The 12,579-nt window shown below is 46.1% G+C and carries 12 protein-coding genes; 9 read left to right on the top strand and 3 right to left on the bottom strand.

Annotation, left to right across the window (positions count from 1 at the left end):
- Nucleotides 1-83 precede the first annotated feature (83 nt).
- Together cyoE and H7T88_RS25115 are read left to right on the top strand one after the other, a co-directional pair.
- A complete protein-coding gene (gene cyoE / locus H7T88_RS25120; RefSeq protein WP_221790991.1) occupies nucleotides 84-941 on the top strand; it encodes a heme o synthase in 858 nt (285 codons plus the stop codon).
- A gap of 121 nt (nucleotides 942-1,062) precedes the next feature.
- A complete protein-coding gene (locus tag H7T88_RS25115) occupies nucleotides 1,063-1,545 on the top strand; it encodes a tetratricopeptide repeat protein (protein ID WP_221790989.1) in 483 nt (160 codons plus the stop codon).
- 48 nt (nucleotides 1,546-1,593) lie between these two features.
- Here H7T88_RS25115 and H7T88_RS25110 read toward each other — a convergent pair whose 3' ends face one another.
- Nucleotides 1,594-2,475: a LysR family transcriptional regulator gene (locus H7T88_RS25110; protein ID WP_154886240.1), complete on the bottom strand. Its 882-nt coding sequence runs from the start codon at nucleotides 2,473-2,475 to the stop codon at nucleotides 1,594-1,596.
- Nucleotides 2,476-2,657: 182 nt separating this feature from the next.
- On the opposite strand from H7T88_RS25110, the gene H7T88_RS25105 reads away from it, so the two are divergent.
- The 6 genes from H7T88_RS25105 (at nucleotide 2,658) to H7T88_RS25080 (ending at nucleotide 10,126) form a co-directional block, all read left to right on the top strand.
- The gene (locus H7T88_RS25105) at nucleotides 2,658-3,569 is read left to right on the top strand and encodes a DMT family transporter (RefSeq protein ID WP_221790987.1); all 912 of its coding nucleotides are present in this window, start codon (nucleotides 2,658-2,660) and stop codon (nucleotides 3,567-3,569) included.
- Nucleotides 3,570-3,740: 171 nt separating this feature from the next.
- Complete coding sequence (locus H7T88_RS25100) at nucleotides 3,741-4,802, top strand: LacI family DNA-binding transcriptional regulator (protein WP_260511131.1); 1,062 nt, start codon at nucleotides 3,741-3,743, stop codon at nucleotides 4,800-4,802.
- 244 nt (nucleotides 4,803-5,046) lie between these two features.
- Entirely contained in the window at nucleotides 5,047-7,596 is a 2,550-nt protein-coding gene (locus tag H7T88_RS25095) for a beta-mannosidase (protein ID WP_221790984.1), read from the top strand.
- A 203-nt stretch (nucleotides 7,597-7,799) separates the two neighbouring features.
- Nucleotides 7,800-8,267: a stalk domain-containing protein gene (locus H7T88_RS25090; protein ID WP_221790982.1), complete on the top strand. Its 468-nt coding sequence runs from the start codon at nucleotides 7,800-7,802 to the stop codon at nucleotides 8,265-8,267.
- 117 nt (nucleotides 8,268-8,384) lie between these two features.
- A complete protein-coding gene (locus H7T88_RS25085) occupies nucleotides 8,385-9,089 on the top strand; it encodes a response regulator transcription factor (RefSeq protein WP_221791129.1) in 705 nt (234 codons plus the stop codon).
- Nucleotides 9,086-10,126, top strand: a complete 1,041-nt coding sequence (locus H7T88_RS25080; protein WP_221790980.1) for a sensor histidine kinase — start codon at nucleotides 9,086-9,088, stop codon at nucleotides 10,124-10,126. The genes H7T88_RS25085 and H7T88_RS25080 overlap by 4 nt, the downstream gene beginning before the upstream one ends.
- 146 nt (nucleotides 10,127-10,272) lie before the next feature.
- On the opposite strand, the gene H7T88_RS25075 is transcribed toward H7T88_RS25080, so the two are convergent.
- Both H7T88_RS25075 and H7T88_RS25070 read right to left on the bottom strand, forming a co-directional pair.
- Nucleotides 10,273-10,938 carry a hypothetical protein gene (locus tag H7T88_RS25075; RefSeq protein WP_154983784.1) on the bottom strand — a complete coding sequence of 222 codons (666 nt, stop codon included), beginning with the start codon at nucleotides 10,936-10,938 and terminating at the stop codon, nucleotides 10,273-10,275.
- A 60-nt stretch (nucleotides 10,939-10,998) separates the two neighbouring features.
- Nucleotides 10,999-11,520 carry a zinc metalloprotease gene (locus tag H7T88_RS25070; protein WP_154958836.1) on the bottom strand — a complete coding sequence of 174 codons (522 nt, stop codon included), beginning with the start codon at nucleotides 11,518-11,520 and terminating at the stop codon, nucleotides 10,999-11,001.
- A gap of 227 nt (nucleotides 11,521-11,747) precedes the next feature.
- Between H7T88_RS25070 and H7T88_RS25065 the strand changes: the two genes are divergently transcribed.
- Nucleotides 11,748-12,425, top strand: a complete 678-nt coding sequence (locus H7T88_RS25065; protein ID WP_090920826.1) for an SOS response-associated peptidase — start codon at nucleotides 11,748-11,750, stop codon at nucleotides 12,423-12,425.
- The last annotated feature ends 154 nt before the right edge of the window (nucleotides 12,426-12,579 follow it).

The raw sequence follows: 12,579 nt of genomic DNA, 5'->3' as shown, positions 1-12,579 counted from the left end.
AATGGTTGAAAGCGATTGTAATTTATTGGTGGTACATGTATCATTATAGGAATGGCGTTTTTACATCATTCAGGAGGCTTCTGATGTTTAAAGACATGATTGCATTAACCAAGCCCGGACTGTTAAGGTTGAATGTGTTTGCGGTTGCCGTCGGTTTCTGGGTTGCTTCACAATGGGATATCGCATGGATATCTCTGCTTATGGTCGTGATTGGTTCAACGCTCGTCATTGCTTCGGCATGTGTCATCAATAATTATTGGGACCGTGAGCTGGATCAAAAGATGGAACGAACGAAAAAAAGAATGGATTACATTAATCATCTGAAACCAGGATTTGTTCTTGGTTACGGCTTGGTGCTCGGAGTCGCTGGTTTAGCGATATTGTTTGTACTGGTGAATCCGTTATCCGGCTGGATGGCTATGCTCGGTTGGTTTGCGTATATTGTGATCTATACGATGTGGCTAAAACGTACATCGACATGGAGCACATCGCTGGGCGGAATTGCAGGGGCGATGCCACCTGTCATTGGGTATACCGCCGTAACGAATGAAATCGATGCAGGAGCCTGGCTGTTGTTTGCACTGTTATTTTTGTGGCAGCCTCCACATTTCTGGTCGCTGGGTATTCGCCGTGTGGAAGAGTATCGTGCTGCAGGCTTCCCACTCTTACCGGTGGTCAAAGGTGTGAAACGTACCAAGCTACAGATGATTCCTTATGTTTTTCTGCTGATTCCTGCTGTATTCCTGTTGTATTATTTTGATTACGTTGGACTGGTGTTTCTGATTGTATCTCTGATTAGCAGCTTGATCTGGTTTGTACATACACTTGGCGGATTGAAAACACAGGATGATGAGAAGTGGGCGAAGGTTAACTTTTTGATCTCGGTCAATTACCTAATGCTCCTGTTCATCTTAATGGTAGTGAATACAACTTGGTCTTAAACAGAAGAGAGCAGGGATTCCCTCAGAGAGCACATTTTGGAATAAAACGGACAACCTCGTTGTTGGTATTATTACAAGATGTGCTTGTTTATTATTAACAGCTATTGGATGTGACAACAACATGAGTGATTTGCAACAAGCGATCTGCCTGCGACAGGAAGGCAAAGTGAGGGAAGCAATTGAGCTTTTGAACCAAATTACGGAGTTTGAGCCGGAAAATGGGGAAGGCTGGTATCAACTCGCATGGGCAAATGACTCGCTAGGATTGGAACGTGAGGCTGTGCCTTATTATGAAAAAGCACTGCAGCTGGAACTATCGTCAGAAGATCGGGCTGGTGCAATTCTCGGACTAGGGAGTACTTATCGTACGCTTGGACAATACGAGCATGCCAAAACATGGCTGCTGGCAGGAATATCGGAATTTCCCGAGCACCGGGAATTTGAAGTATTTTATGCCATGGTGCTCTATAATCTCGGCGAACACGCAGAAGCGATGGGGCGGCTGCTTGTTCAGCTTGCGGATACTTCTGGAGATCCGCGAATAATGGACTACAGCCTGGCGATACGCTACTATGCAGATCAGCTAGATCGGGTCTGGGAATAAGATAGGATCGTCTTTAAGCCTGTTCACCTGAGTGTGAGTCACGTGAAACTAAACTTCTTGATTAGAGATGAGCCATTGTTGGACTTCTTCAATGAAACGACGTGCTGCTGGTGAAATATTCCGAAGGGAAGCACAAGCTAAACCGATCATTCGGTAAGGGTCACCTGAAAGTGGCACCAGCGCGAGTGATTCCGTATGATTTTGCAGCACCATCTCGGGAAGAAGACTGATGCCAAGTCCGTTACGTACCATGGCCATAATAGCCTGATCCTCGGCTACCTCATATACCACATTTAATTTGGCAGCATGTTGACGAATCAAACGTTCAATTTCGTTGTCACCGCCCCATTTGGGAAGAATGAAAGGCTGCTCTAGCAAAACTTCAAAAGATACCGATTTCTCTGAAGCCAGAGCATGATCCAGAGGCAGGATGCACATCATCCTGTCTTTTTGTAATGTAATCGTATCAAATGGCGACGAGTCGCCAAGAGACAAGAACCCAAGGTCGATGGCCCCGCTGGCGAGCCAGTTCTCAATCTCGGCATAGTCACCCTCCCAAAGCTTAATTTCAATTCCGGGGTGGCGAAGCCTGAACTGCTTGAGAATACCCGGAAGCCACTGTGTCGATACGCTAGCAAATGTCCCGATTCGTACCGTACCAATCTCGGCACCGCGAATCAGGGAGATTTCCTGGTTCATCAGTTCGGCCCAGCGGATGATTTCACGAGTATAACCGAGAATACGCTCACCTTCCGCGGTGACCCGGACACCCGAGCGACTGCGATGAAGCAGGGAGAATCCATATTCGCTTTCCAGGCTGGCGATGGCGTGACTGACGGCGGATTGTGTAATATTCAGGGCCTCGGATGCTTTGGTCAGACTGCCATATTCAACTACCGTGTTTAGAATTTCGTATTTAATTAGCGACATGTTATAGTACTTTCCTTCCAGATTAATCTACATTTCTATACATTAGTTTATTTCATATTAACTATTATAAATATTCATTTTTATAATGCAAAGAGATCGTTTATACTTGCCAAGGCGAGTTAGTTTAGTACATATAACCAACGTAGCTCAGACTATTATAGAAGAATGAAGGTAGAAGTTAGATGAATGGGGTACAGGGAAATCAGATTCAAGCATCACGAAGAGCAGACGTGCAGATGCTGCTTGCAACCGTTATTTGGGGTTCTTCTTATCTGTTTATGAAATCGGGACTAGCTTCAATGCAAGAACTAAATTTGATTGCTTTGCGATTTGGAATCGCCTTTGTAGCGGCAGGGATACTCTTTCACCACCGTTTGAGAAGTGTAGATCGCGGTACGTTGCTTGCTGGAGGCGTGCTGGGTACAGCGTTGTTTGCTGCATTTGTATTCATCACCTATGGGGTACAGCGAACGACGGCGTCTCAGGCGGGGTTTTTGATCAGTTTGGCCGTCATTTTTGTACCGATATTAACGACAGTCTTGCGCCGGCGATTGCTGGACAAACGTCTTAGTGTCAGTATAGTGGTCGCAGTAGCAGGGCTTGGACTATTGACCCTTCAGCATGAAATGAGTTTGCACCTGGGGGATCTGTTGTGTATTATCGCGGCACTGGTTTACGCCATATATATTCTGCTGGCGGGTAAATATACACCTCGGCATGACCCACTTACACTCGGAATCGTTCAACTTGGTGTAGCGGCTTTGTTGGGAACGGTAGCCACATTTTTGTTTGAAACACCGCAGTTACCAGATACTCCGGAATCATGGGCATCGATCTTGGGACTCGGAGTATTATGCAGTGGGCTTGGTTATATTTTGCAAACTTTTGCCCAGCGCCACGCTTCACCTACGAGAACGAGTCTGATCTTTTCGCTGGAGCCACTGTTTGCCGCAGCGTTTGCTTTTATTTTTCAGGGAGAGTCTCTTACGTTGCAAGGATACTGCGGAGCAACGTTGATGCTGGCTGGCGTATTGATTACGGAGATCAAACTGCCGCTGCATCTGTTCAGACGCAGAAAGCGCCCGGCGTTATAGTGTTAACTGAATCTCTCTGTCCATCTAAATATATGTAGTGGAAGACAGTCGCCCATAAATAAACGGTAGATAAACGAAGTTACAGGTTATTCCGTCTTACTCCGATCTAACCTAACAAACCCCGAATGAACAAAACATGTTTTGTTCATTCGGGGTTTTATGCTACACTGGATGAAATATCAGGAAAATCGGGTGAGCAAGATGGGCAAAAGAGTGACCATGCAACAGATCGCAGATGCTGCAGGAGTATCCAAGTTCGCAGTTTCCCGTGCACTGACGGGTAAGCCGGGGGTTAGTGAGCACACGCGTGAGATGATTGTCAGAACCGCGGGGCAACTGGGTTATTTTAAAATAGAGCCAAAATATAATGCAGTGGATTCTCATACATCATTCGGTGACACAATGGGGAAGAAAAACGAAGGTACCATATTGATTTTGTTTCCGAATATACGATCTCAAAATCGTTCTTCCTTGTATTGGGGGCCTGTATTCGACGGGATTTCAGCGCGTTTGAATGAGCAGGGTATGGATATTTTGACGCTGACGGAACCTTCTTCCGATCATATGTTTTCGGTTCTCAATCCCGACGCTATTCGGGGTGTTATTACGGTAGGCACGATCTCAACGCCAGTGCTGCTCGAAATATATCGCTTGCGCATTCCGCTCGTCATGGTGGATCACGAGGATTCTGCAATACATACCGATACTGTATTTACTGACAATGTGAAAGGCATGAAGGAGTTAGTCCTTATGCTTGCGGCGAAGGGATATAAACGGTTCCAGTTCGCTGGACAGCTACCTGATGCGGTTAGTTTCAGGGAACGGTGGCTCGGGTATCGGATGGGACTTGAAGTAATGCAACTACAGGCTGAACAGCATGCGGGGCTGCTCGTGCAGGAGTATAAGGAGATGCAACAAACCATCAGAGAGTTCAAGCTTGAAGATATTCCAGAGGTGATCGTCTGCGCGAATGACCACACGGCATTTATTATCATTGAGGCTTTGCGAAGTCGCGACGTTCAGGTGCCTGAACAGTGCGCGGTAACAGGGTTCGATAATACAAGGGCAGATGATCCTATTATGGCTACGGCACATATTCATAAGGAACATCTCGGAGCCCGTGCTGTAGATCAGTTGTTGTGGCGCATTAGCAATCCGAATGTTCCATATGAGCGTAAGCTTATTCATGCGGACATCATTATGCGGGACGAATATCATATGTTACGGGAGTAGCCAGGCAAAGTTGTGGTTGTGGACCTTCCTAGCAGGATGGAAACAAAATAGAAGGGAAAAGACATGGAGAAGTAAATCTCTATGTCTTTTTTTGTGATTGCAGTGATAATAGAACAATTTAATTGACCAAATGCATTGACTGTTATACGGCTAACATGTTAATTTTGTTTTGTGAATTGTTTGCTAATATAATAACAAAACCTAACAAAATACGTTGGTTACTCTAACGACATGGGAGGCTGTCATGAGCACAAAGCTATCACAACGATTTGAAAACTGGACGTTCAAGGCTAGTGAGGATCAGGAATGGATGCCGGCTCAGGTGCCTGGATGCGTACATACCGATCTGCTGAGATTAGGCAAGATTCCTGACCCGTTTTACGGGACAAATGAGAAGGAAGTGCAGTGGATCGACAAGAAGGACTGGGAGTATCGTACAACGTTCGATATTGAATCTTTTTTATATACGCAGGAGCATCTCGAACTAGTTTTTGACGGACTGGATACGTATGCGGATGTATATGTGAATGACACACATGTGTTGTCTGCGGATAACATGTTTCGAGTATGGAAGGCAGATGTAAAAGCATTAGTGAAGGAACAGGGGAACATGCTTCGCATTCATTTTCGTTCTCCCATTCAGGAGGATTTACCGAAGCTGGAGAAGCTGGGATATGCCTTGCCTGCATCCAATGACCAATCCGATGTGGGCGGTCTCGGGGATAAACGAGTCAGTATCTTTGCGCGCAAAGCACCATATCACTATGGCTGGGATTGGGGTCCGCGTTTTGTCACCAGTGGCATCTGGCGTGAAGTTAGGCTTGAGGGATGGACAGATGTGATAATTAATGATTTATTTATCCGTCAAAATGAAGTAAATGCCACATCGGCACAAGTCACCGCCGTGGTAGAGGTGGAAACTTCTCAGCCTATAGATACCGTTATTCGCATAGGTGCAGATGGTCAGCGCTGGGAGAAGGCCGTATCTTTGCAATCTGGTTCTCATACGGTAGAGGTACCAATCTCGATTCAGAATCCAAAGCTCTGGTGGAGCCGTGGATTGGGTGAAGCGTATCGATATACGTTTGCTGCCGAAGTACTTCAAGGTGAGCGTGCTGTCGCAACGCACGAGGTCAAAACAGGACTTCGTTCCATCCGTCTTGTGCGTGATTCGGACGAAGCCGGCGCTTCCTTTTATTTTGAACTGAACGGAGTAGCGGTTTTCGCCAAAGGAGCCAACCACATTCCCAATGACAGTTTTATTACCGAAGTGACACGAGAACGGTACATGCATGAGATCATATCGGCAGCGGAGTCCAACATGAATATGCTACGTGTATGGGGCGGTGGCTTTTACGAAGAGGATGTATTTTACGACTTGTGTGATGAATACGGTATCATGGTGTGGCAGGATTTTATGTTCGCGTGCAGCATGTATCCGGGTGATGAAGCGTTCCTGAACAGTGTCCGTCATGAAGCGATCGACAATGTGAAACGTCTGCGCAATCATCCGAGTATTGTACTGTGGTGTGGCAACAATGAGATAGATTCGGCTTGGGCGCATTATATTGAAAATGGTGGCTGGGGCTGGAAAAAAGATTACAACGCCGAACAGCGCGAACGCATCTGGGCGGATTATGAAGCGATTTTCCATGACCTTTTGCCAGAAGTGGTCGACGCGTATGCACCAGGCATTGACTACTGGCCTTCCTCCCCCATTGTATCGCTGACAGGGGATGAAAAGCAGCATGCCCATCCGTCTACATCGGAAGGAGACATCCATTATTGGGGCGTGTGGCACAATGTGGAGCCTTTTGAGAATTACAATATATATGTAGGCCGTTTTATGAGTGAGTATGGGTTCCAGTCGTTCCCGGAATACAAGTCGGTACGCACATACGCCGAGGAAGAAGACTTGGCCTTGGAGTCAGAGGTCATGCTTGCACATCAAAAGAACGGTGCGGGTAATCGACTGATCAAGCAGTATATGGATATGTATTTGCATGAACCGAAGGATTTCCCATCCTTCCTGTATATGAGTCAGGTCCTTCAAGCAGAAGCGATGAAAACCGCAATCGAAGCCCACCGCCGCCGCAAACCTTACTGTATGGGAACGCTCTACTGGCAAATGAATGATTGCTGGCCTGTCGCTTCGTGGGCGGGTATGGATTATCTTGGTCGCTGGAAGGCATTGCAATATTATGCGAAACGTAGTTTCAATGATGTATTGGTTTCCGTGGATGGTACCAAAGAAGACGTCACAGATATCTATGTGGTTTCTGATCTATTGAAGAAGGTGGAGGGGGAGCTTCAAGTTCAATTGATTGGATTCGATGGCACGGTGCACTGGGAAGAGACTTTTGCAGTAAACGTAGCACCCAATGCAGGTGAGAAGTTGTTGTCCTTACGTAATGCAGACTGGCTTGAAGGGCATGATGCTACGACGACGCTACTGCGGATCGCTCTCCGTCAAGAGGGAGTAACAGACATTGTCCAGGAGCATTACTTCGTGCCTGCCAAAGAGCTTGCGCTTCAGCCTGCGAGCATCAAAGTCAGCGGAGGAGCGGATGAGGAGGGTGTACATCTGTTGCTGGAAAGTGATGTTCTTGCCAAGCAGGTGTGGATGTCTTCGGAAGTTGAAGGGGTCTTCTCGGATAACTTCTTTGATCTGATTCCCGGGTTTCCGGTAAAGGTGAAGTTCATCTCCAGAGAAGGTTTACAGCAAGCAGATGTCAATTCGAATCCAGGGGCGGTCGAGGTTCGATCCATGGCTGATTTTATTCGAGTGAACTAAATGTGAGGCAAGCGAAAAAAAAGACGTAGCAACGAATAAAACGGTTGAAGTCTCTCGCGGAGAGGGACTTCAACCGTTTTTTGTGACAGGATGATACCACAAATTACATCGTAATGGTTTCGTAACATTTTGCTTAGAGAATCGTAAGTTGTTTTCCTTATTGTAGTCCATGCAAGCAACTAAACCCATGGAGAGTGATAACAATGATGAAAACAAGCAAAAGCAAAAAAATGATTGCGGCAGCGGTGTTGATGATGTCTTTGACCTTTTCAGGATTGGCAAGTGCAAGCGCTACAGAGATGAAAATGATTAAAAAGGATGGCATGGAACTTGTGCAATTGAGACAGGCGGCAAAAATGTATGGTTACAGCATTATGTGGGACAGCAAAGACCGCTCGGTAACGTTAATGTATATGGACAAAATGCACGACACGATGATGAAAGACGATATGAAAATGAAAAATGACATGATGATGAAGGACGACATGATGATGGAAGGGGCTATGATGCCTGCAGCTAAAACCATTAAGGTGTGGGTTGGTTCCACAAAAATGATGGTAGACGGCATGCAGGTTAGCTCGAAGTCAATGCCCATGATTCATGAGGGCAACACATATGTAACGGATATGGTCATTTCCAAATACATGATGCCGATGAAGGCTATGAAGTGAAGGTAACAAAGTAAACGTAAAAAATTGAAAGTAAGGCAGATCAATAATACTGAAATATGATCCTTGCCCTGTGATATGATGATGCCAGATGCTTGTTTTGAATATGGGGTGAGTTCATTGAATGAGCGTATCATGGTTGCCGATGATGACAGTAATATTACAGACGTTTGTCGCAGGTACCTCGAAAGGGAAGGTTATTCCGTGGTGACAGCTAAGGATGGTATAGAGGCGATTGAGTTGTGGCGCAGCCACACGCCAGATCTGATTGTGCTGGACCTGATGATGCCACATAAAAATGGATGGGAGATCTGTAACGAGATTCGGCAAAGCGAGGATGTACCCATTGTTATGCTGACTGCTCGTGGGGAAGAGCAGGATCGACTGATGGGTCTGACGATGGGAGCAGATGATTATCTGACCAAACCATTTAGTCCGAGAGAACTCGTTCTGCGTGTCAAAGCGATATTGCGCAGAATGCGAACGGTACAGGTGTCGCCTGCCACTCATTCATCACATACGATTCGTTATGAAGGGCTGACCATTGATTTTGTGAAACGTGAGGTAGGGATTGACGGACGGCTGATTGACTTGACGGTTACCGAGTTTGAGATGTTGTATTTGCTAGCCAGCCACCCGGGACAGGTGTTTTCGCGTAGTCAGATGTTGAGCAAAATCTGGGATTTTAGCTACGAGGGAGATACGACGACCGTAACCGTGCATATTCGTAGATTACGAGAGAAGATCGAGCAAAATGCTTCCGATCCAAAATATATTAAAACGGTTTGGGGTATAGGTTATAAGTTTGCAGGTGGCTCATCATGAAATTACGCACGTATCTGGTATTGTCCAGTCTTCTGGGCATTGGTGTATTGTTGATTTGTTTGTTCGTCAGTTATTCCAAAATGCTGCTCACCATCGATCAATTGTATTGGCTGTCGGGTATAACGGCCGGGGTAGGTTTACTTTCGTTTGTTCTCCAGTATGTATTAACGAAGCCATTGGAAAAATCAATAGCTCGTATTACCGAGCGCACAGTGAAGGTAGCCGAAGGGGATTTCCATACGGAAGTTCCTCTCATCGGGCCACAGGAATTTAAACTGCTGGCACAGCAGTTTAATGAAATGAGTTCCAGACTGAAGGATAGTTTTGACGATCTTCATCAATCCGAATCGGCCAGGCGTGAGCTGATAGCAAATGTGTCTCATGACTTACGTACACCACTGGCCTCGATTCAGGCCTTTGTCGAAGCGCTGGAGGATGATGTGATTAAGGATGAAGCCACCTTCCGGCGTTATCTGAATACGATTCGCCTTGAAACGAAGAGGCTGGGAGGGCTGATCCAGGACTTGTTTGATCTATCGAGTCTGGAGGCCCAAGGGGAGCGATTTGATCCAGAGCCCAGTCATGTCGATGAGTTGTTGGTTAGCACACTCGAGGGCTTTTCGTTCCATCTTGCCGAGAAAGAGCTGAATGTGGAGATTGAGTTGCCTGATCAATTGCCAGCTGCCATGATGGTACCTGCACAGATGAAACGGGTGGTTTCCAATTTATTGCAAAATGCCATCCAATACTCTTCTACAGGAGGCACAATCATGCTTACTGCCACAGAGCAGGGAGCGTTTTTGCAAATTGCGGTGTTGGATCAAGGTGAGGGGATTGAAGCGGAAGAAACGACACGTATTTTTGAACGGTTTTACCGGATTGATAAATCCCGTAGTAAAAGTAGTGGTGGAGCTGGACTTGGGCTCGCGATCGCTCAATCCATTGTGGAACGGCATGGAGGCGAAATTGGAGTTCAGAGTAAGAAGGGAGAAGGAAGTTGTTTCTGGTTTACCCTTCCAGTGTGTGTCAATCGCTAGCCATTGGCACTGAGAGATTTTGATCATAGCGATAACGTAAAAACGTGCCACCCGGTATTTGGGGTAGCACGTTTTATTATTCTTATGTAGAGCGGCATGTTGAGATGGACATCAAATAAGTAAGTAGGTAAAAGAGTAAATATACGTTACGGATTGGACTGTTCGTTTTTGATTTGTTGCAATTCGCTCAGGCTGAGCGTCAGATCATTCTCCGGGTTTGCACTGACAATCACCTCAGACTGGGATTGCTGGCTGGCCTGGTTTGACTTCGAAGCAGGTTTGACCACATAGAGGCTTTGAACGCTGTTTAGCAGGCTTGCAGGGGTGTCCGCATATGTTTCAAGAAAAAGTACATAATCCTTGGTCTGCATAAGCTTAAGACTGTCATCGTTGACGATTTCGGTGTTACCCAGTTGTCCGCCAAGCTGTTTGACTTCAAGCCGATCCCCGGCTGTGTACCCCCCTTTGTAGGATTCAGTCACCTGAACCGTATAGATCGTATAGATTTTGTCAAAAGAAACCTGAGCATCTGCCGCACTTCCCGCTGCATTCATATGATTCTGATCTTGGGAATCAGCTTGTCCCCTGTCATCTAAAGCTTCAACCCGGGTTTGGATGACATTGCCCTTCACAATGGTGTCGGCCCGCTCTGACAAAGCGTCTACACTTCCATAACTGGGATAATCCTCGGATGCGATGATTTTGACGGGAGTACCCGGGGGAGAAGCGGCCGGAGTTGCTGAAGAGCAGCCGACGACAGACAGGATAAAGATAGAAGAGACGAGTAAGGTAAGTACTCGATTCTTGTTCATAGATCGGAATCCTCCTTGGAAATAAAATGTAAATGATACGGAATGATGATGTACGAACGATTAGTATCTGGATCTGACATTATTGATATCGAAGGTCTGTGGTTTGGTCATGGAATTCCGGTTGCGCGTGTAAGACATAATGGAAGGACTGTTCGTTGTCGGGTTGTCACCAAGCCAGACGGAGTGACCCAGTTCATGAACGAACACGCTTTGAATAAAGTTGGATAAGTTGGATGCATCAGCGGTAATCGTGGAGGCGTTGAGTTCGATGCGGAAGTTGACAACCTGATTGCCGGAGACAGAAGCGTAGTTAACACCATAAGCGGTATTATTGAAGTTACCAGCGGTGATCGTGTTCGGAGAATTATTCGTTTTGACGAATTGCACTTTGGCTCCCGCATTGTTCCAGTTGGCAAGAGAAGCATCCATTGGACCCTGCCATGCAGAAGCGTAGTTGTAGGTCCGAATTGGAATGGTGGAACTAGGGTAGCCGTAATTCAAAAAGGTTGCTGCGTAGATCGTGCTGCCAAACATCGCGAGCGCAGAGAACAACATCAGGCTCATCAACAACTTCCTTTTCATACTTAAAACCTCCAATAAATGTATATTTTCTCTATTATAGTAACAAGTAAATGTGTACCTGAAATGAGTCTCAAGTCGTTGTTTTTGTTATGGAAAAAAGGAAAAAACCTGTGCACTAAAGGAATGTTGTCACAACAAGTCGCTTTCTGTCTGGGGAAGGTATGCATAAATTCCCTTAACTCACAAATAATACACTCAACCTTACTAGGAAAAAGGAGTGTATAGGGATGTGCGAACGTTTTTCACTCGCGGCTGATCTAGATGAAGTTCGGGATCATTTCAAGGTACAACGAGTCATGTATTACTATAAAAATCGCTATAATATCAGTCCAACGCAACATACGCCGATCATTCTACATCAGGATGGAGAACGTGTGCTGGATGAATTCCGTTGGGGATTCATTCCGTTCTGGGGGAGGGATGCGGTGAATGCTAATTTAATGACTGTGCATGAAAACCCCGCGTATTATAAGTTAGTGGAGACCAAACGCTGTGTTATTCCATGCAATGGGCTGTATTACTGGCGACAAGAAGGCAAGAAGCGTTATGCAGTGCGTGTTGTCATGCCGGATCGCGGACTTTTTGGCATTGCGGGATTGTATGAGATCTGGAAAGATACCCGCAAGCAACCGCTTCGCACCTGTACAATGCTCATGGCTGGCGCGAATCTGGCGACTCGTGAGTTTGGAAACAAGATGCCGGCTATTCTCATGGATGATGAGATCAACACCTGGCTTGATCCGGCCAATACCAGAGTTACACAGTTGTTGCCACTGCTTAAAACATACAATCGCACAGAGATGAATCTATACCCGGTCACGCCGATGGTGGCAAACGACGAACATGATTGTTATGAATGTGTGGAAGAGATGGAGCAGAAGCTGGCTTACGTGCGGAGTTACTGAGGTTGACTTAACTGAGGGATGCCTAAGGTATTACCGAGATTTTCTGAAGATGTAGCTACGTTCATGTTTATGGTTTCTAAGTTTCTGAACTCTGGAAATGGTTAAAAACAGGATGGGGCGTCTGTAAAATGTACCCCTTGTAAAGGACAAATTA

It is taken from the genome of Paenibacillus cucumis (ex Kampfer et al. 2016) (assembly GCF_019748695.1).
Taxonomy (GTDB): domain Bacteria; phylum Bacillota; class Bacilli; order Paenibacillales; family Paenibacillaceae; genus Paenibacillus; species Paenibacillus polysaccharolyticus.
The sequence above is the reverse complement of the archived record's forward strand: the minus strand, read 5'-3'. Positions and strand labels throughout refer to the sequence as shown.

Excerpts from the sequence above, each read along its gene's own strand:
- cyoE (WP_221790991.1), top strand. The coding sequence starts at position 84 with ATGTTTAAAGACATGATTGCATTAACCAAGCCCGGACTGTTAAGGTTG.
- H7T88_RS25115 (WP_221790989.1), top strand. The coding sequence starts at position 1,063 with ATGAGTGATTTGCAACAAGCGATCTGCCTGCGACAGGAAGGCAAAGTG.
- H7T88_RS25110 (WP_154886240.1), bottom strand. The coding sequence starts at position 2,475 with ATGTCGCTAATTAAATACGAAATTCTAAACACGGTAGTTGAATATGGC.
- H7T88_RS25105 (WP_221790987.1), top strand. The coding sequence starts at position 2,658 with ATGAATGGGGTACAGGGAAATCAGATTCAAGCATCACGAAGAGCAGAC.
- H7T88_RS25100 (WP_260511131.1), top strand. The coding sequence starts at position 3,741 with ATGAAATATCAGGAAAATCGGGTGAGCAAGATGGGCAAAAGAGTGACC.
- H7T88_RS25095 (WP_221790984.1), top strand. The coding sequence starts at position 5,047 with ATGAGCACAAAGCTATCACAACGATTTGAAAACTGGACGTTCAAGGCT.
- H7T88_RS25090 (WP_221790982.1), top strand. The coding sequence starts at position 7,800 with ATGATGAAAACAAGCAAAAGCAAAAAAATGATTGCGGCAGCGGTGTTG.
- H7T88_RS25080 (WP_221790980.1), top strand. The coding sequence starts at position 9,086 with ATGAAATTACGCACGTATCTGGTATTGTCCAGTCTTCTGGGCATTGGT.
- H7T88_RS25075 (WP_154983784.1), bottom strand. The coding sequence starts at position 10,938 with ATGAACAAGAATCGAGTACTTACCTTACTCGTCTCTTCTATCTTTATC.
- H7T88_RS25070 (WP_154958836.1), bottom strand. The coding sequence starts at position 11,520 with ATGAAAAGGAAGTTGTTGATGAGCCTGATGTTGTTCTCTGCGCTCGCG.
- H7T88_RS25065 (WP_090920826.1), top strand. The coding sequence starts at position 11,748 with ATGTGCGAACGTTTTTCACTCGCGGCTGATCTAGATGAAGTTCGGGAT.